A 19,438-nucleotide genomic window follows, 5' to 3' on the forward strand; every position below is an offset into this window, starting at 1 on the left:
ATCGCGGGCTTTTCGAAACCTGAGTTCGGCTCAATATTTCAGGTCGGCGTATAGCGAAAGACACCTCGGTCAGTCCCCTCTCCCTCTGGGAGAGGGCTAGGGTGAGGGCATACTCATGCCGATCACGACTTCGACGACGGCATCATCCACACCAACCCACTCGCCTTCGCCCGCTCATGACACAACCCCAGCACCACCCGGCGCTCGTCATTGTTCATGCGGCTCCAGCGGGTAATCTCTTCCACCGTACGCTGGCACCCGGTGCAAATATCCTCCTCATCCAGCGCACAAATATTCACGCACGGCGAGGCGACAGGTCGTTCGGCGGTTGTCATTCTTCCTGCTCAACCAGATCGCGCGCGTAACGCTGAGAGTTATGCACATAGTGCGCGGCGCTGGCCTCAAGCATCTTCTTCTGCGGCTCGGTCAGCTCGCGCACAACCTTGCCCGGCGAGCCCATCACCAGCGAACCATCGGGAATCTCCTTGCCCTCACCAATCAGTGAGTTGGCGCCGATGATGCAGTTCTTGCCGATCTTCGCGCCGTTGAGAATCACCGCGTTGATGCCGATCAGACTGTAATCGCCCACCGTGCAGCCATGCAGCATGGCGTTGTGGCCGATGGTCACGCCGGTACCGATGGTCAGCGGATAGCCCATGTCGGTGTGCATCACGGTGCCGTCCTGCACATTACTGTTCTTGCCGATCAGGATCAGTTCGTTGTCGCCACGCAGCACGGCGTTGAACCAGACGTTGGCGCCCTCTTCCAGTTTGACCTTGCCTACCAGCACGGCATTGGGGGCGACCCAGCTCTGCGGGTGGGTCTCGACACGGGCGTCGCCCAAGCGGTATTTCATCTTGTTTTCCTCAGGGCTCACGGTGATGGCCATTCGAACGATGGCTTACGTGCCAATAACGCTTTTCGGCGGTTGGTGCAGACTGATCTTGGCGTCATAAAGCAGATTGATCAACTCGACGATCATGATCGCCGTCAGGCCCCAGATCTTGAAGTCGCCATAGCGGTAGCTCGGCACGTACCAGCTGCGACCTTGATAGTCGATGCGATGGGTGTGTTCGCGGGGGTCTTTGCGGAAGAATTCCAGCGGTACGCTGAACACCGCAGCGATCTCGGCATCGTTGGGCTGATACTCGACGAAATCGGGGATTACGCCGACATAAGGCGTGACCTTGATGCCGTGCAGGGAGATCAGCGGGCTGAGCGGGCCAATGACTTCGACCAGTCCCGGCGGCAGACCGATCTCTTCCTCTGCTTCGCGCAGGGCGGTGAAAATCAGGTCCGGGTCTTCGGGATCGCGGCGTCCACCGGGGAAAGCCACTTCGCCGCCATGGGTCGAGAGCCCGCTGGCGCGCAGGGTCAGGACCAGTTCCGGTTGGTCACTGCGGGTGATCGGCACCAGAACGGCGGCCTCGGGGAAACGTTTGTCGGTCTCCAGCGTGCGCGGTGTGTGGTTGCTTACCCGATGCAGTAGCTCGTCCAGCATGAGTGTTCTCGATCAGTGCCTTACCCTGCATCATGCACCAATCATTGCAGCCGCCCAAGCCCCCGAATCTCGCCATGTCGCGAAACGACAACTTGCCGACCGACACCGCTGCACGCCAAGATAGGCGCAGCATTCAGGAAGCCCAGCATGAAATTTTGCAGCCACTGCGGTAACCCGGTCACCCAGCGCATTCCCGAAGGCGATTCGCGGCTGCGATTTGTCTGTGACAGCTGTCAGACCATTCACTATCAGAACCCCAATATCGTTGCCGGTTGCGTGCCGACCTGGGGCACGAAAGTACTCTTGTGCCGCCGTGCCATCGAGCCGCGCCTCGGTTACTGGACGTTGCCTGCCGGTTTCATGGAGAACGGCGAGACCATCGAACAGGCCGCGATCCGCGAAACCGCCGAGGAAGCCTGCGCCCGCGTGCGTAATCTGAGCATCTATACGCTGATCGATGTGCCACACATCAGTCAGGTGCATGTGTTCTTCCGCGCAGAGCTGGTTGATCTGGACTTTGCCGCCGGCCCCGAGAGCCTTGAAGTGCAACTATTCGACGAAGCCGACATTCCATGGGATGAGCTGGCTTTCAGGACGGTGGGGCGTACCTTAGAATGCTTCTTTGCTGATCGGCGGGTTGAGGTGTATCCGGTGCGTTCGGAATCGATTCCGCCGTTGGTGCAGCCGGTCATTGTTGGTTAGAAGATCAAAAGATCGCAGCCTGCGGCAGCTCCTACATAAATCCTGTTTGCTTCACTCTTTGGGGAATCGTTTCAATGCGCTGGTTGCTTGCCCTGTTCTGCCTGTCGTTCGTCAGCGTCTCCCAAGCGTCCTTCGTGACCACCGTGACGCCGGCGAATACCCCGCTTATCGAAAAAGTCCTGGTGCTCAAATCGGCGCATCAACTGCAGTTGATTGCCGACGGCAAGCCGCTGAAGACCTATCGCATCTCCCTGGGCAAGGGCGCGAAAAAAGGCCCGAAGCTGATTGAAGGCGACAAGCGCACACCGGAGGGTTTTTATTGGATCGACTGGCGCAAGACCAGCGACAAATTCAACCTGTCGATGCACATTTCCTACCCGAACATCAGCGACTCCGCCCGCGCCCGGCGTGAAGGCGTCGAGCCTGGCGGGATGATCATGATCCACGGCACCCCGGATTCCGAAGAAACCCCGGAAGACCTGTTCCACACGCTGGACTGGACGGACGGCTGCGTCGCCATGCGCAACGTTGATATGCGCGAAGTGTGGAGCCTGGTGCCGGATGGCACGATGGTTGAAATCCGCCCTTAACCTGTGGCGGGGGATTCAGCGAAACGCCGCACCGCCCCGTTGGGTGGCGAAGCCGCCCCCGCGTTCTCTCAGCCAAACCGAGTTGGCAGGTTTTGCGACTGCTGCGCAGTCGATCGGGGATAAATCCCCTCGCCACAGAGTGCTCATTCAGCAGTACCGCTGGTCACCCGCAAAAAAATAAATCAAAAGATCGCAGCCTGCGGCAGCTCCTACAGAGGTGATACCACTTTCCACTGTAGGAGCTGCCGCAGGCTGCGATCTTTTGCTTTTCACGACCCACCTTTAATACCACTTCAAACCATACCCGCTACAACCCGCCATTTCATTGGGCAAAAGGCCGATTACCCGCATTGACATGGTATTCAAGTGGTATTAATTTCCGCCCCACAAGCGAGCAACAACAATCCTATACTCGCGCCGGAAATCACCGACATGAACGACCTCCACGCCCTACGCCCAGACGACTCCCAGCCGACGCCGTTGTACCTGCAACTGGCGCGCAATCTGGAAGCAGCGATACATGCCGGGCAGTGGAAGTCCGAGCAAGCGATGCCGTCCGAGCGCAGTCTCAGTGAAATGCTCGGTATCTCTCGAGTTACCGCACGCAAGGCCCTGGAAGTCCTTCTCGATCAAGGCCTGATCCGCCGCCTGCAAGGTTCCGGCACCTTCATCACCCCACGCCTCGAACAACCGCTGTCGCGCCTCTCCGGTTTCAGCGAGATGCTGCGTTTGAAGGGTTTCGTACCCAGTTCGAAATGGCTGGAGCGTGAAATCACCCTGCCGACCCACGAAGAACTGATCCGCCTCAGCCTGTCGCCAAACGACAAGGTCGCGCGCATGAAACGTCTGCGCAAAGCCGATGACACGGTGATGGCCATCGAGATGAGCACCCTGCCCGCCTCGATCATGCCCAAGCCACAACTGGTCGGCGATTCGCTCTACGAATACCTCGACGGCATCGGCAAACCGATTGTCCGCGCCTTACAGCACATTCAGGCGATCAACGCCTCGGACGAGTTCGCCGCGCTGGTCGGCATCGCCCCCGGCACCGCGATGCTGCTGATGACCCGGGTCGGCTACCTCGAAGACAACACACCGATCGAAGTCACCGACACCTATTGCCGCAACGACTACTACGACTTTGTTGCAGAGCTGCGTCGATAAGCGCAGCCACAAGCGAGAACCAAAATGTCCGAAGACAACATCCTCACCGCCAGCGGCTGGATTCGCGGCCGGCTGATCCACGAACACGGCAAAGTCGTGTCGATCGAAGGCGTGCCTTGCGATCCAGCAACCAATAACCTGCCGTATCTGCTGCCGGGGTTCATCGACCTGCACGTTCACGGCGGTGGCGGCAAAGACATCATGGAAGGCGCCAGCGCTTTCGAGACCATCACCAAAACCCACGTGCGTTTTGGTACCACTTCGCTGCTGGCCACCACCATGACCGCGCCGAGTGCCGAGATTTCCAGCGTGCTGAAGGAAGTCGGCGAGTTCTGCGAACAGCGTCCGCAAGGTTCCGCCCGAGTGCTCGGCGTTCATCTCGAAGGCCCGTACATCAATCCCGGCAAACTGGGTGCGCAACCGAACTTCGCCCACACCGCATTGATGGCCGAAGTCGAAGAATACCTGGCACTGGCGCCGATCCGGGTGATCACCATCGCCCCGGAAATTGCCGGCCATGACGGTTTGATCCGTGAGCTGAGCAGCCGTGGCGTGCGCATGCAAATCGGCCACACCCTCGGCAGTTACGAGGAAGGCGTCGCCGCGCTCGATGCCGGCGCAACCAGTTTCACTCACCTCTACAACGCCATGAGCCCGTTGCATCACCGCGAGCCGGGCATCGTCGGCGCGGCACTGGCCCACGCCAAATACGCCGAGCTGATTCCGGATTTGCTCCACGTACATCCCGGCGCCATCCGCGTGGCCCTGCGCTCAATCCCTTGCCTGTATTGCGTGACCGATTCGACCGCCGCCGCCGGCATGCCCGACGGTGAATACAAGCTCGGCAGCCACACCGTGACCAAATGCCTGGGCGGTGTGCGCCTGCCCGACGGCACCTTGGCCGGCAGCACGCTGACCATGGATCAGGCCCTGCGCAATCTGGTGAAGATCGGTTTGCCGATCGCCGAAGCCTCGCAACGTCTGTCGCAATTCCCCGCCGACTACCTCGGCATCACCGAACGCGGGCGCCTTGCACCAGGTGCCTGGGCCGACTGCGTGCGACTCGATCGCTCACTCACACTGACCGCCGTCATGGTCGAAGGAGAAGACATTGACTTCAAAAATGCTTGAGGAGGCGCTGTCCTCCTTCGAGGCCGTGCAAGCCCAACTGCAACAGCTCGACCCGCAAATGATCGAGATCGCCGGGCGCCTGCGTCGTCAGCCACCGCAAGTGGCGATGACCGTCGCGCGTGGCAGCTCCGACCACGCGGCGAGCTACTTCGCTTACCTGACCATGCAGCAACTGGGCGTGCCGGTAGCGTCGTTGCCGATGTCGGTGGTGACCATGCAGCAGGCGCCGTTGAAGGTCAGCGGTCAGGTCGCGTTCGCTTTTTCACAGTCGGGGCAGAGCCCGGATCTGGTCAACAGCCTGCGTCTGTTACGCAAACGTGGCGCGCTCAGTGTGTCGATGGTCAACGCCGCCGATTCGCCATTGGAAGCCGCCTGTGAATTCAGCGTGCCGCTGCTCGCCGGGATTGAAAGCAGCGTCGCCGCGACCAAGAGCTTTATCGCCACCCTCAGCGCCAGCGCCCGGTTGATCGCGCACTGGAAAGAGGACAGCGAATTGCTCGAGGCCGGTAACGCCCTGCCTGAAGGCCTGCGCGAAGCGGCAAAACAGGACTGGAGCGTGGCCATCGAAGCGTTGCGCGATTGCGAGCGCTTGATGGTCATCGGCCGTGGTGCCGGTTTCGCCATTGCTCAGGAAGCGGCGCTGAAATTCAAGGAAACCTCGGCGATTCAGGCCGAAGCGTTCAGCAGCGCCGAAGTGCGTCACGGCCCGATGGCGCTGATCGACGAACACTATCCGTTGCTGGTTTTCGCACCGCGCGGTGCTGAACAGGCTGGCCTGTTGAGCCTGGCAGCAGAAATGCGCCAACGCGGTGCCCGCGTGCTGCTGGCCGCGCCGGATGATGTGAGCGAGCGCGACTTGACCCTGACCCGTGCCGAACACCCGGCCCTCGATCCGATTCTGGCGATCCAGAGCTTCTACGTAATGGCCGCAGGGCTGGCCGTGGCCCGTGGCATGGACCCGGACCAACCGCGCCACCTGAGCAAAGTAACCCGCACGCACTGACACCATCTGATCGACGCACGACCCAATCGGCGGACGCAAAACCGCCGATTGATGCACAACCCTGTCGGCGGATGCAGAACCGTCGATTGATGCACAACCCCTGTAGGAGCTGCCGAAGGCTGCGATCTTTTGATTTTGATTCACAAAAAACAAGATCAAAAGATCGCAGCCTGCGGCAGCTCCTACAGGGGATACCGAACCGAGATTTAACCGATGAGACCGAGCCATGCACAACAACAATAAAGAGCTGACCCTCAGCGCCCCGCTCAGCGGCCCGGTGCTCACGCTCGCCAAAGTCCCGGACGCGGTGTTCGCCAGCGGCGCAATGGGTGACGGCATCGCCATCGACCCAATCAACGACACGCTGTACTCGCCGTGCGCCGGGGTGATCATCCACGTCGCGCGCACTGGCCACGCACTCACCGTACGCGCCGACAACGGCGCGGAAATCCTCCTGCATCTGGGCCTCGACACCGTTGAGTTGAACGGCGACGGTTTCTCGATGCTGGTCAAGGAAGGTGTTCGCGTGACACAGGGCCAGCCGTTGTTGCGCTACGACCTGGACAAGGTCGGCCAGCAGTGCAAAAGCTTGGTCAGCCTGTTGATTCTGACCAACAGTCAGGATTTTCAGGTACGTCCGATTACGCTCAAAGCGGTGAAAGTTGGCGAGCCACTGCTGCACATTGTTGCGCGCAACGCTTCGGCAGCGAGCGCCGAAGTCGTCGGTGGGCCAGAGGTTCATGGTCATGTGTTGGTGGCGCATCGCGGCGGTTTGCATGCGCGCCCGGCAGCGCTGATTCGGCAGACCGCGCAAGGTTTCAAGAGTCAGTCGCAACTGCACTTCGGTGGTAAATCGGCGCCGTGCAACAGCCTGATCGGTTTGATGGGATTGGCGGTTGGCGAGCAGGATGAAGTGCAGGTCAGTTGTCAGGGGCCGGATGCTGAAGCGGCGCTGCAAGCGTTGCTCTCGGCGCTGGCGACTGCCCTGCCGGATGATCATCACGCAGCCGCACCGGTCAGTGTTGCCCCTCTTAAACGCCCGGCCGAGGCAGGTGTGTTGCACGGTGTCTGCGCCGCGCCGGGACTGGTCGGTGGACCGCTGTTCCGTTTGAATGCGATCAGTTTGCCGGCGGACACGGGCAATCATGACCCTCTGCAACAGCAGCAGATTTTTGAATCCGCGCTGACGCAAGTGCGCGACGAAATCGAAGGCACCCTCGCCCAAGCGAAAAAACACAAGAACGCCGACGAAGAAGCAATTTTCGCCGCACACTTGGCGTTGCTGGAAGACCCGGCATTGCTCGACGCGGCACAACAATCCATCGAGCAAGGCACTGCGGCGACTCACGCCTGGAGCCAGTCGATTGATGTGCAGTGCGAAGTCCTGCAACACACCGGCAGCGCACTGTTGGCGGAACGCGCCAACGATCTTCGCGACCTCAAACAACGCGTGCTGCGCGCATTGCTCGGTGAGGCTTGGAATTACGATGTGCCTGCCGGAGCAATTGTTGCTGCACATGAACTGACGCCGTCGGATCTGCTGCAACTCAGCGCCCAAGGTGTCGCCGGGTTGTGCATGGCCGAGGGTGGCGCGACTTCACACGTGGCGATACTCGCTCGCGGCAAAGGTCTGCCTTGCATGGTGGCGTTGGGGTCGGTGCTGCTTGATCAGCCGCAAGGTCAATCAGTGGTGCTCGATGCTGACGGTGGTCGTCTCGAACTGGCACCAAATGCTGAACGTTTGGCTGAAGTTCAGCAGGCGCAAATCGATCGCCAGCAACGTCGCGATGCTCAACAGGCCAAAGCTCATCTGCCGGCCGAAACCCGTAATGGGGTACACATCGAAGTCGTCGCCAATGTCGCCTCCAGCGCTGAAGCGGCAGATGCCTTTGCCAACGGCGCCGATGGTGTCGGTCTGCTGCGCACAGAGTTTCTCTTCGTCGATCGCCAGACCGCGCCGGATGTCGAAGAACAGCGCTGCGCCTACCAAGCTGTGATCGATGCGATGGGCGACAAGTCGGTGATCATCCGCACCATCGACGTCGGCGGCGACAAGCAACTCGATTACCTGCCGCTGCCGATCGAAGCCAATCCAGTGCTCGGTCTGCGCGGCATTCGTCTGGCTCAGGCCCGTCCGGAAATCCTCGATCAGCAACTGCGTGCGCTGCTGCAAGTCAGCCCGCTGCACCGATGCCGAATCCTGTTGCCAATGGTTACCGAAGTCGAAGAACTGCTGCACATCCGCCAACGCGTCGATGCGCTATGCCTGGAGATGAACATCGCTCAGCGCCCGGAAATCGGCGTGATGATCGAAGTCCCCGCCGCCGCGCTACAAGCCGAACAACTCGCCGAACACGCTGACTTCCTCTCGATCGGCACCAACGATTTGTCGCAATACACCCTGGCCATGGATCGCGATCACGCCGGTCTGGCCGCCCGCGTCGACGCCCTGCACCCGGCGCTGCTGCGCCTGATCGCCATGACCTGCGAAGGCGCGGCGGTGCACAAGCGTTGGGTCGGCGTCTGCGGCGCACTCGCCTCTGATCCGCTGGCCACGCCAGTGTTGATCGGTCTGGGCGTCACCGAATTGTCGGTCAGCCCGGTGCAGATCGGTGAAATCAAGGATCGCGTGCGCCAGGTGCACGAAGCCGAATGCCAGCGCCTCAGCCGCGATCTGCTCAAGCTGAGCAGCGCCGCCGCCGTGCGCCACGCCTGTCATCAACATTGGCCACTGCGCTAACAAAAACAACAAGGACAAACGCCATGTATCAACTCTTTATCGAAGGCCTGCAACGCCTCGGCCGCGCGCTGATGCTGCCGATCGCGATCCTGCCGATTGCCGGCCTGCTGCTGCGGCTGGGTGACACCGACCTGCTGAACATCGCGATCATCCACGATGCCGGCCAAGTGATCTTCGCCAACCTGGCAATGATCTTCGCCATCGGCATCGCCGTCGGTTTCGCCAAGGACAACAACGGCACCGCCGGCCTCGCCGGGGTGATCGGTTACCTGGTGATGATCTCAACACTGAAGGTGCTCGACGCGAGCATCAACATGGGCATGCTCGCCGGCATCGTCAGCGGCCTGATGGCCGGTGCGCTGTACAACCGCTTCAAAGACATCAAGCTGCCGGAGTATCTGGCGTTCTTCGGCGGGCGGCGGTTTGTGCCGATTGTTACCGGGTTTGCAGCGGTCGGTCTGGGCGTAGTGTTCGGCTACATCTGGCCGCCAATCCAGCACGGCATCAACGCTTTCGGCGCCTTGATGATGGAAAGCGGCAGCATCGGCGCGTTCGTGTTTGGCGTGTTCAACCGCCTTCTGATCGTCACTGGCCTGCACCACATCCTTAACAACATGGCGTGGTTTGTGTTCGGCAACTTCACCGATCCAACCACTGGTGCACTGGTGACCGGCGACCTGTCGCGCTACTTCGCCGGCGATCCGAAGGGCGGCCAGTTCATGACCGGCATGTTCCCGATGATGATCTTCGGCCTGCCGGCGGCGTGTCTGGCGATGTACCGCAACGCCCTGCCGGAACGCCGCAAAGTCATGGGCGGGATTTTCCTGTCGATGGCGCTGACTTCGTTTTTGACCGGGGTGACTGAACCGATTGAATTCGCCTTTATGTTCCTCGCACCGCTGCTGTATCTGCTGCATGCGCTGCTGACCGGGTTGTCGATGGCGATTACCAATGCCTTGAACATCCACTTGGGCTTCACCTTCTCCGGCGGCTTTATCGACATGATTCTCGGCTGGGGCAAGTCCACTAACGGGTGGCTGGTGTTCCCGGTTGGGTTGGCTTACGCGGTGATCTACTACTTCGTCTTCGACTTCTGCATTCGTCGCTTCAATCTGAAAACGCCGGGGCGTGAGGATGTGGCTGTTAGTGAAAAAGCCGTGCTGACTGAAAACGAGCGCGCCGGTGCATACATCAAGGCGTTGGGCGGCGCTGAAAATCTGCTGACGGTTGGCGCCTGCACCACGCGGTTGCGGCTGGAGATGGTTGATCGCAACAAGGCTTCGGATGCTGATCTGAAAGCGCTGGGTGCGATGGCGGTTGTGCGACCGGGTAAAGGTGGCAGTTTGCAGGTTGTGGTCGGGCCGATGGCGGACAGCATTGCCGATGAGATTCGTCTGGCGATGCCTGCATTGGGGCGTGCTGTTCTGGTTGAAACCGCTGTTGTTGATGAGCCGAAAATTGTGGCCGTTGCCGGTTCCGAGGCGCAGCAATGGCTGAACGCGTTGGGCGGTGGCGACAATGTGCTGCAGCTGAATTGCATTGCGATGACGCGGATTCGCCTGCAATTGGCGGATGGCAAGGCGTTGTCCGAGGCGCAGTTGAAGGATCTGGGGTGTCACGGTGTCAGCCAGTTGGATGACGGGGCCTGGCATTTGCTGGTGGGGGATAAGGCCGCGAGTTTGAGCGGAGCGCTGGAAACGCTGGTCAACCGCAGCGAGGTTAGTGCGAAGGTTTAATCGAAACAAAAAACCGGCTTAGGCCGGTTTTTTTTGCCGATGGATTCGGCTCAGGATGAATGCTGTTCCGCTTGGTAATGGCGGGTCTGAAATGGCATCAGCGTTTGAACCTTCAATCCAAGACTTTCTGCTAACCCCCAAGAGACGGCCAATTCATCTTTGCGATTGCGTAATGAAACCTTCGTTTGAGGCTCAACATCCTGTTTCGGTGTTGAGTGTGCGAAAAGCTCTAACGCATGAAGCGTTTCCAATACGCGGGTATCCGAGACACACGAGAAACGCGTAAATCGCTCCAACAGGTAGGCGGCGCGGCGACGTTCAATGTCATCGCTATGATGTTTCAGAAAGGCCTTCACCTCGCTTTCAACATTTGAATCCGAGTACCAGACTTCTTTCGCAGCATTCACCAGTGCAACGTCGTCGGCCTGATTCAGAGGGCTTCTGACGAGAGTGTCTAACGCGGATGAGAGGGCGTGAGCGTCATTCAGCTTCGTCATCTGCTTTCTCCAGATAGTCTTGCAATATGTTGCTCAGAACCGAGGTCGGTTGCGCTTTATTGCCAACATATACATCAATTGCCTGCAATGCCAGACGCCGGAGCTCGCGGGTCAGTATGAACCCACACCTCAGAAGCGCATTGATGTCTGCGATATCGTGATCTGTAGCCCTGCCCAGCTTTGTAATGGCTATGTCGACGGGCGCAGCAATATGGATGTGTAGAGGAGACTCCAGCGAAAACTCTGACATGGGAATACTTCGAGACCAATAATCCTCATGAATCGGGCCAAAGCTAGTGTTGTATTGCAGGTCGTAGTTCAGCTCCATCTTTCGAGCAGAAAGCTCATCGAAAAAGGGCTCCGGCACCGTCGCCAGCAGCGTACGCAGGTCGAATCCTGCCGGAATGCATGCCTCATAGATTTCCGCATCGACATCCAAAGATATGCGGTGATGGGTGTAGAGGTGAACCGCACACCCTCCAAACACAATAATCTTGACCGCTCCAGGTGCTGAATTCTCTTGAATCAGTTCCGCCTCGACTGACTTGAACATCGATACCAGCGCCCGCCCCAGCGCGGTGCTTGCGTTGATGCGGGGTGTAACGACGGGAAGTAGCTCCATTTTCAACCTCAGAGTCATGTCGATGGCTTCAGCGAAAGGAGCAACATCCCGTTAGCGGTCTATTGCCGAGCTCGCTGTTTGCCGGAGACAACCCAAGTTAGAGAGGCTACTTCCGAGAGACAACCTGAAAAACCGGTAGGAAAATTCCGCTATTTGATGAGGTACAGGAAGTATTCGGACAACTGCGGAAACGCTTTCGCGAGCAAGCCCGCTCCCACAGAGCATGCATTTCAAATGTGGGAGCCAGCCTGCTGGCGATGAATGATGACGCGGTCGTCAGGTTTGTGGATCAACTCGATCCAGTGCGCGGTTTACTGCGAGTTCGGCGAGCATGATGATTTGCTGGATGGCCAGTGCCGTGCTGCGCTGCAAGCCGCCTAGCTCGGTTGCGAAGTTGCTGGCCATGGCGTTTGCTGAGGCCAACGATTCACAGGCGTGGGCGAGCAGGCTTTCGGTGTCGACGCTGGGGTGGACGAGGAACATGGTGCTCGGTTGTCGGGGTTTGGCGGGTTCGGGGCTGAGGTAAAAATCGAGGGCGCGTTTGATGGCTTCGCGGTTTTTGGCGAGGTCTTCGGCGTGGATGGCGGCTTCGAGTGGTGTGGTGGTTTCGTGGGGTGGGTCGGGGATTAGTTTGTCCATCGAACAAGTCCTTTTAAGTATTGCAGCCACTTGCTCTCGATCTCACTCGAAGAAGGGTGGCAGCCATGTACGGAGTGAGATTACCGGTAAGGACCCCAAATCCGGCCGGACCGAAGTCCGCCCGCACATAGCCGCCATAAGGAACTGCTGACAGCGTGAGCTGGCCGCAATTATGGGGGCACTTGTCTGGGGATCCAAATCGGGTATCTCACCTCCCGGTCGCTGAATTGGCAGCGACAGGCAAAGACTAGAGAGCGGGCGTCCGACGTACAACCTGAAAATCTTGTGGGAAGGTTCGGCGAATTCGACACAGATTTAAACAGATCCAATTTCCTTGGAGACTGGACTGGCCCCATCGCCAGCAGGGCTAGCTCCCACAGTTGGAGAAGGTGCATTCAGACAGAAATTGGTTGGGTGTCAGGCCGCCATCGCTGGCAAGCCAGGCTCCCACAGGGATTGAGTACAGGTGCGGGTGATTGGTTGCTGTGAGGTTGTTATCGCGAGCAGGCTCACTCCTACAGTTGGATTGAGTACACCTGAAAGAAACAGGGCGGCTGTCAGGTCGCCTTCGCTGGCAGGTCAGCTCCGACAAAATCAAGATCAAAAGATCGCAGCCTTCGGCAGCTCCTACACAGGATGAGCGCAAGCTCGGCTGCAGCTCTTGATCTTGATCCACAGGCCCCGTCGGCAGGCTGAGTGGAGGGATTTATCCGGGGGTGGGAGCGCAGCGACCGTTTGGCGCAGCCAAATGCATCGAGAGGAGGTGCAGCGAAGCAAACCGGAGGCGATGCGCCCGGATGGATCCCGGAGCGAAGGAACCCCGAGCTTTAGCGAGTGGGCCGAACGTTGGGGCAAGCCTTTTTGGTTACTTTTGAGGCGTTTGTCAAAAGTGCCCCGCCGTAAGGGCGGAACCGTCAGCCGCAGCGCCCGAAGAATCGGATATTCACTCAGCCAGACAGAGCATGGTCGCCTGTCAGGGCGCCATCGCGAGCAGGCTCACTCCTACAGAAAAGCAAATCGGGGGCAACAAAAAACCCGCAGACAATCACTCATCTGCGGGTTTCTTGTTTCAGCAGCCAGGAAGATCAGAAATCTTCCAGCCGCCACACCTCATAAGCCGGCGTCTCGTACGGATGACTAAGCTTCAAAGCCGCCACAACAGCAACAATCAACTCATCCACCACCACAAGCTCAACCTTCCATTCCTCAACCCGCTCAACCTGCCCCGCCTCACCAATAAACGGCTGACTCCCGTCCAAAGGTCGAAACTGGCCAGACCCAAGCACCTGCCAGGCACAGTGGTCATAGTCACCGATCCGCCCACCACCGGCAGCGAACACAGCCCCTTTGACCACCTCGACATGACTGTCAGGAACAAAAAACGCCAGCTTATACACAGGCCTTAGTTAACCCAGACGCGTGCATTACGGAACATACGCATCCAAGGCGCGTCCTCGTTCCAGTCCTCCGAACGCCACGAGTTCTGCACGGCACGGAACACCCGCTCCGGGTGCGGCATCATGATCGTCACCCGGCCATCACGGCTGGTGAGACCGGTAATCCCGCGCGGCGAACCGTTCGGGTTAGCCGGATACTTCTCGGTGACCTTGCCATGGTTGTCGACGAAACGCATCGCCACGCAACCCGACAGATCGGCTTCCAGCAGTGCTTCTTCGCTGGAGAATTCAGCGTGACCTTCACCGTGAGCGATAGCGATCGGCATACGCGAACCGGCCATGCCCTGCAGGAAGATCGAGTTCGACTCCTGGATCTGCACCATCGCCACGCGCGCTTCGAACTGCTCGGAGCGGTTGCGCACGAAGTGCGGCCAGAACTCGCTGCCCGGGATCAGCTCGTGCAGGTTGGACATCATCTGGCAACCGTTGCACACGCCGAGGGTGAAGCTGTCGTTACGCTCGAAGAAACCCTGGAACGCATCGCGGGCACGGCTGTTGAACAGTGCCGACTTGGCCCAGCCTTCACCGGCGCCGAGCACGTCGCCGTAGGAGAAACCACCGCACGCCACCAGACCTTTGAACTCGTTCAGGTCAACGCGGCCAGCGAGAATGTCGCTCATGTGCACGTCGATCGCGTTGAAACCGGCGCGGTCGAATGCTGCGGCCATCTCAACCTGACCGTTGACGCCCTGCTCACGCAGCACGGCAACCTGTGGGCGGATGCCTTTCTTGATGTAAGGCGCGGCGATGTCCTGGTTGACGTCGTAGCTGAGCTTGACGCTCAGGCCCGGGTTGTCTTCTTCCAGCAGCACGTCGAACTCTTGCTCGGCGCAGTCGGCGTTGTCGCGCAGACGCTGGATCTGGTAGCTGGTTTCAGCCCAGGTGCGTTGCAGCAGACGACGCTGGCCTTCGAACACGGTGTCACCGTTGAAGGTGATGTTGATCTGGCCATTGTTGATCGGCTGACCGATCACCGACACGCAGTCGCCCAGACCGGCCGCGCTGAATTGCGCGAGGATGTCTGGCGTGGCGTCCTGACGAACCTGAATCACCGCACCCAGTTCTTCGTTGAACAGGATGGCGGCGATGTCGGCGGTGGTTTCTGCCAGACCGTCGAGGTTCAGGCTCAGACCGCAATGACCGGCGAAGGCCATTTCCACCACGGAGGTCAGCAGACCACCGTCGGAACGGTCGTGGTACGCCAGCAAGTGACCGTCGGCGTTGAGGCCCTGAATCACCGCGAAGAAGGCTTTCAGGTCTTCAGCGTCATCAACGTCCGGCGCGTGTTTGCCGAGTTTGCCGTGTGTCTGAGCAAGGATCGAAGCACCCATACGGTTCTGCCCGCGACCGAGGTCGATCAGGATCAGGTCGGTGGTGCCCTTGTCCATACGCAGTTCCGGGGTCAGGGTCTGACGGATGTCAGCCACTGGCGCGAAACCGGTCACGATCAGCGACATCGGCGAGGTCACGGTTTTTTCTTCGCCGTTGTCGTTCCAACGGGTGGCCATGGACATCGAGTCCTTGCCCACCGGAATGGTGATGCCCAGCTCTGGGCACAATTCCATACCAACCGCTTTCACGGTGTCGTACAGACGCGCGTCTTCGCCCGGGTGGCCGGCAGCGGACATCCAGTTCGCCGACAGTTTGATGTCGGAGATCTTGTTGATGCGCGAAGCAGCGATGTTGGTCAGGGTTTCGCCGATGGCCATGCGGCCCGACGCCGGGGCGTCCAGCAGAGCCAGCGGAGTGCGCTCGCCCATCGCCATCGCTTCACCGGTGTAGACGTCGAAGCTGGTGGCGGTGACGGCAACGTCGGCCACCGGAACTTGCCACGGGCCGACCATTTGGTCACGGGCCACGAGGCCGGTGATGGTGCGGTCGCCGATGGTGATCAGGAAGCTCTTACTGGCCACGGCCGGGTGATGCAGAACACGTTCGATGGACTCGCTGATGTCGAGGTTCGACGGATCGAAGTCATCGCCCATTTCAGCTTCGCGAACCACCGAGCGGTGCATGCGCGGGGCCTTGCCCAGCAACACTTCCAGTGGCATGTCCACCGGGTTATTGCCGAAGTGGCTGTCGGTCACGGTCAGTTGCGGCTCGGCAGTCGCCTCGCCCACTACGGCAAACGGGCAGCGCTCGCGTTCGCAAATCGCCTGGAAGCGCGCGAAGTCTTCCGGGCCGACGGCCAGAACGTAACGTTCCTGGGATTCGTTGGACCAGATTTCGTGCGGGGCCATGCCCGGCTCGTCGTTCGGAATGTTGCGCAGTTCGAAACGGCCACCGCGGTCGCCGTCGTTGACCAGTTCCGGGAAGGCGTTGGACAGACCGCCCGCGCCGACGTCGTGGATGAAGCTGATCGGGTTTTTGTCACCCAGTTGCCAGCAACGGTCGATGACTTCCTGGCAGCGACGCTCCATTTCAGGGTTTTCACGCTGTACGGAAGCGAAGTCGAGATCCGCCGAGCTGGTGCCGGTGGCCATCGAAGAAGCGGCGCCGCCGCCCAGACCGATCAACATCGCCGGGCCGCCGAGGACGATCAGCTTGGAGCCAACCACGATCTCGCCTTTCTTGACGTGTTCTTCGCGGATGTTGCCCATGCCGCCAGCGAGCATGATCGGCTTGTGGTAACCACGAACTTCGTCACCGTGCGGGGTGGTGATCGACTGTTCAAAGGTACGGAAGTAGCCAGTCAGGGCCGGACGACCGAATTCGTTGTTGAACGCAGCGCCACCGAGCGGGCCTTCGATCATGATGTCCAGCGCGGTAACAATGCGCTCAGGCTTGCCGTACGGCACTTCCCACGGCTGTTCGAAGCCCGGGATCTGCAGGTTGGATACGGTGAAACCGGTCAGGCCAGCCTTTGGCTTGGCGCCACGGCCGGTTGCACCTTCGTCACGGATCTCGCCGCCGGAACCGGTCGACGCGCCCGGGAACGGGGCGATTGCGGTCGGGTGGTTGTGGGTTTCAACCTTCATCAGAATGTGCACCGGCTCCTGCACCGCGCCGTACTGGCGGGTTTCAGGGTTCGGGAAGAAACGGCCGGCGACGTTGCCGACGATCACCGAGGCGTTGTCCTTATAAGCCGACAGAACGCCTTCGCTGTGCATCACGTAGGTGTTCTTGATCATGCCGAACAGGCTTTTTTCCTGGTTCTCACCATCAATATCCCAACTGGCGTTGAAGATCTTGTGGCGGCAGTGCTCGGAGTTGGCCTGGGCGAACATCATCAGTTCGATGTCGTGCGGATTACGCTTCAAACCGTTGAAGGCGTCGACCAGATAGTCGATCTCGTCTTCAGCCAGGGCGAGGCCCAGCTCGGTGTTGGCTTTTTCCAGCGCGCCGCGACCACCACCGAGGATGTCGATCGCGGTCAGCGGCTTCGGCTCGGCGTGGCTGAACAAGCCGGCGGCCTGTTCGAGGTTGGCCAGGACGATCTGCGTCATGCGGTCATGCAGCACGTCGGCGATCTGTTGCGCTTCGGCTTCGCTGAACTGACCGGCGACGTAGAAGGCGATACCGCGCTCCAGACGCTGGATCTTGCTCAGGCCGCAGTTGCGGGCGATGTCGCTGGCCTTGCTCGACCATGGCGAGATGGTGCCGAAACGCGGCAACACCAGAAACAGACGACCGGTCGGCTCTTGTACCGGAACGCTTGGGCCGTACTTCAGAAGGCGCGCTAGCACCTGCTGTTCGTCGCCGGTCAGGTCGCCGGTGACTTCGGCGAAGTGAGCGAATTCAGCATACAGGCCACTGACAGCTGGAACCTTCTGGCTCAGTTGCTCAAGGAGTTTGCTGTGGCGAAAGGCAGAAAGGGCAGGAGCGCCGCGCAGGATCAACATCTTCGGGACAGCCTCGGGAAGGGGTGTGCTTTGAGGCCGTGCATTCTAGCCTAAACCGCCCTCAACATCACCCGAAACGCTACGCACGGTTGCACTCGGGTATCAATCTGTGTTTCCGACTCCAGAGTCAGGTAAATCGGCTATACAGAGGCCGCTTATTTTTACTGTAACAAAAAGCCGCGAAGGCCCGTTTCCAAGGGGTTTCGTGCGGTTTTGTGATCGCTAGCAGACTGGCCCTGCGCTGTCGAGATATGGCGCCTGCAGCCGTTTGCGTATACTGCGCAGATGTTTTTCCCAACGGCTTTGCGTCCGCGGTACGCCAAATGGCTGATCGCAACCGGACTCTTCCTGATGCTCAGTGGCTGTGTTGATAAACCCAACACGCTGGAGCGCATAAAGGAGGATGGTGTGCTGCGCGTGATTACACGCAACAGCCCCGCCACCTACTTTCAGGATCGCAGCGGTGAAACCGGCTTCGAATACGAGCTGGTGAAGCGTTTCGCCGACGATTTGGGTGTCGAATTGAAAATCGAGACCGCCGACAACCTCGACGACCTTTTCAATCAGATCGGCAAACCCAACGGCCCGGTGCTGGCTGCCGCCGGTCTGGTCAGCAGCGAACAGCGCAAGCAGCAGGTGCGGTTCTCGCATTCCTACCTTGAAGTCACCCCGCAGATCATCTATCGCAATGGTCAGTCGCGGCCGACCGACCCGGGTGATCTGGTCGGCAAGAAGATCATGGTGCTCAAAGGCAGCACCCACGCCGAACAACTGGCGGAGCTGAAAAAGAAATTTCCCGGCATCGAATACGAAGAGTCCGACGCGGTTGAAGTGGTCGACCTGCTGCGCATGGTCGATGAAGGTCAGATTGACCTGACCCTGGTCGACTCCAACGAAGTGGCGATGAACCAGGTGTATTTCACCAACATCCGCGTCGCCTTCGACCTCGGCGATGCGCGCAGCCAAAGTTGGGCGGTAGGCCCGGGCGAAGACAACAGTCTGCTCAACGAGATCAACGCGTATCTGGACAAGGTGCAGAAGAATGGCACCCTGCAACGCTTGAAAGATCGCTACTACGGCCACGTTGACGTCCTCGGCTACATGGGCGCCACCACGTTCGCCCAGCACTTGCAGCAGCGCCTGCCGAAGTACGAACAGCACTTCAAGAATTACGCGAAGAAAGAGAAAGTCGACTGGCGCCTGCTCGCGGCCATTGGTTATCAGGAATCGCTCTGGCAACCGACCGTCACCTCGAAGACCGGCGTGCGCGGGCTGATGATGCTGACCCAGAACACCGCTCAGGCGATGGGCGTGTCCAACCGCCTCGATCCGAAGCAGAGCATCATGGGCGGGGCGAAATACCTGGCTTATATGAAGGATCAGCTCGACGATTCGATCAAGGAACCGGATCGCACCTGGTTCGCCCTGGCGGCGTACAACGTTGGCAGCGGTCACCTCGATGACGCGCGCAAACTGACGGCCAAGGAAGGGTTGAACCCGGACAAGTGGCTGGACGTGAAGAAGATTTTGCCGCGCCTGTCGCAGAAGCAGTGGTACAGCAAAACCCGTTACGGCTATGCCCGGGGCGGCGAACCGGTGCATTTTGTGGCGAACATTCGTCGTTATTACGACATTCTGACCTGGGTGACGCAGCCGCAGCTTGAGGGCGACCAGGTGGCTGAAGGCAATTTGCATGTGCCGGCCATCGACAAGTCAAAACCTGCTCAAGAACCTGCCCCGCTTTAAAGCAAAAGATCGCAGCCTTCGGCAGCTCCTACAGGGTTATGTATACCTGTAGGAGCTGCCGAAGGCTG

The 19,438-nt window shown here is 59.6% G+C and carries 16 protein-coding genes; 8 read left to right on the top strand and 8 right to left on the bottom strand.

Features of this window, described 5'->3' with window-relative positions; all coding sequences use genetic code 11:
• Window positions 1-122: 122 nt before the first annotated feature.
• Genes EJA70_RS07835 through EJA70_RS07845 form a run of 3 tightly spaced genes read right to left on the bottom strand, consistent with a single transcriptional unit; the run spans window position 123 to window position 1,501 of the window.
• On the bottom strand, window positions 123-335 hold the full coding sequence (locus EJA70_RS07835; RefSeq protein ID WP_158830378.1) for a DUF1289 domain-containing protein: 213 nt from the start codon (window positions 333-335) through the stop codon (window positions 123-125).
• Window positions 332-856: a gamma carbonic anhydrase family protein gene (locus EJA70_RS07840; RefSeq protein WP_007954617.1), complete on the bottom strand. Its 525-nt coding sequence runs from the start codon at window positions 854-856 to the stop codon at window positions 332-334. The genes EJA70_RS07835 and EJA70_RS07840 overlap by 4 nt, the downstream gene beginning before the upstream one ends.
• A gap of 45 nt (window positions 857-901) precedes the next feature.
• The gene (locus EJA70_RS07845) at window positions 902-1,501 is read right to left on the bottom strand and encodes a CoA pyrophosphatase (RefSeq protein ID WP_158830379.1); all 600 of its coding nucleotides are present in this window, start codon (window positions 1,499-1,501) and stop codon (window positions 902-904) included.
• Window positions 1,502-1,648: 147 nt separating this feature from the next.
• On the opposite strand from EJA70_RS07845, the gene EJA70_RS07850 reads away from it, so the two are divergent.
• The 7 genes from EJA70_RS07850 to nagE all read left to right on the top strand — a co-directional run bounded on the left by EJA70_RS07850 (window position 1,649) and on the right by nagE (window position 10,567).
• The gene (locus tag EJA70_RS07850; protein WP_008081648.1) at window positions 1,649-2,203 is read left to right on the top strand and encodes an NUDIX hydrolase; all 555 of its coding nucleotides are present in this window, start codon (window positions 1,649-1,651) and stop codon (window positions 2,201-2,203) included.
• Window positions 2,204-2,277: 74 nt separating this feature from the next.
• Window positions 2,278-2,793: a murein L,D-transpeptidase family protein gene (locus EJA70_RS07855; protein ID WP_008081650.1), complete on the top strand. Its 516-nt coding sequence runs from the start codon at window positions 2,278-2,280 to the stop codon at window positions 2,791-2,793.
• A 432-nt stretch (window positions 2,794-3,225) separates the two neighbouring features.
• Window positions 3,226-3,957, top strand: a complete 732-nt coding sequence (locus EJA70_RS07860) for a GntR family transcriptional regulator (RefSeq protein ID WP_158830380.1) — start codon at window positions 3,226-3,228, stop codon at window positions 3,955-3,957.
• A 24-nt stretch (window positions 3,958-3,981) separates the two neighbouring features.
• A complete protein-coding gene (nagA, locus tag EJA70_RS07865; protein ID WP_158830381.1) occupies window positions 3,982-5,088 on the top strand; it encodes an N-acetylglucosamine-6-phosphate deacetylase in 1,107 nt (368 codons plus the stop codon).
• The gene (locus EJA70_RS07870; protein WP_158830382.1) at window positions 5,069-6,091 is read left to right on the top strand and encodes an SIS domain-containing protein; all 1,023 of its coding nucleotides are present in this window, start codon (window positions 5,069-5,071) and stop codon (window positions 6,089-6,091) included. The genes nagA and EJA70_RS07870 overlap by 20 nt, the downstream gene beginning before the upstream one ends.
• A 226-nt stretch (window positions 6,092-6,317) precedes the next feature.
• Window positions 6,318-8,831: a phosphoenolpyruvate--protein phosphotransferase gene (gene ptsP / locus EJA70_RS07875; RefSeq protein ID WP_158830383.1), complete on the top strand. Its 2,514-nt coding sequence runs from the start codon at window positions 6,318-6,320 to the stop codon at window positions 8,829-8,831.
• 23 nt (window positions 8,832-8,854) lie between these two features.
• The gene (gene nagE / locus EJA70_RS07880; protein WP_158830384.1) at window positions 8,855-10,567 is read left to right on the top strand and encodes an N-acetylglucosamine-specific PTS transporter subunit IIBC; all 1,713 of its coding nucleotides are present in this window, start codon (window positions 8,855-8,857) and stop codon (window positions 10,565-10,567) included.
• Window positions 10,568-10,617: 50 nt separating this feature from the next.
• Here nagE and EJA70_RS07885 read toward each other — a convergent pair whose 3' ends face one another.
• The 5 genes from EJA70_RS07885 to purL form a co-directional block, all read right to left on the bottom strand.
• Window positions 10,618-11,064 carry a hypothetical protein gene (locus EJA70_RS07885; protein ID WP_158830385.1) on the bottom strand — a complete coding sequence of 149 codons (447 nt, stop codon included), beginning with the start codon at window positions 11,062-11,064 and terminating at the stop codon, window positions 10,618-10,620.
• The gene (locus tag EJA70_RS07890; protein ID WP_256671868.1) at window positions 11,048-11,704 is read right to left on the bottom strand and encodes a DUF6036 family nucleotidyltransferase; all 657 of its coding nucleotides are present in this window, start codon (window positions 11,702-11,704) and stop codon (window positions 11,048-11,050) included. Before EJA70_RS07890 ends, EJA70_RS07885 begins: the two co-directional genes overlap by 17 nt.
• A 258-nt stretch (window positions 11,705-11,962) precedes the next feature.
• Window positions 11,963-12,325, bottom strand: a complete 363-nt coding sequence (locus EJA70_RS07895; protein WP_158830386.1) for a DUF6124 family protein — start codon at window positions 12,323-12,325, stop codon at window positions 11,963-11,965.
• 1,085 nt (window positions 12,326-13,410) lie between these two features.
• Window positions 13,411-13,722, bottom strand: a complete 312-nt coding sequence (locus EJA70_RS07900; RefSeq protein ID WP_158830387.1) for a YqfO family protein — start codon at window positions 13,720-13,722, stop codon at window positions 13,411-13,413.
• Window positions 13,723-13,727: 5 nt separating this feature from the next.
• Window positions 13,728-17,624, bottom strand: coding sequence for a phosphoribosylformylglycinamidine synthase (purL, locus tag EJA70_RS07905; protein ID WP_158830388.1), 3,897 nt, complete (start codon window positions 17,622-17,624; stop codon window positions 13,728-13,730).
• 285 nt (window positions 17,625-17,909) lie between these two features.
• On the opposite strand from purL, the gene mltF reads away from it, so the two are divergent.
• The gene (gene mltF / locus EJA70_RS07910) at window positions 17,910-19,370 is read left to right on the top strand and encodes a membrane-bound lytic murein transglycosylase MltF (protein ID WP_081500510.1); all 1,461 of its coding nucleotides are present in this window, start codon (window positions 17,910-17,912) and stop codon (window positions 19,368-19,370) included.
• Window positions 19,371-19,438: the final 68 nt, after the last annotated feature.

Source organism: Pseudomonas sp. PB103, assembly GCF_009764635.1.
GTDB lineage: Bacteria > Pseudomonadota > Gammaproteobacteria > Pseudomonadales > Pseudomonadaceae > Aquipseudomonas.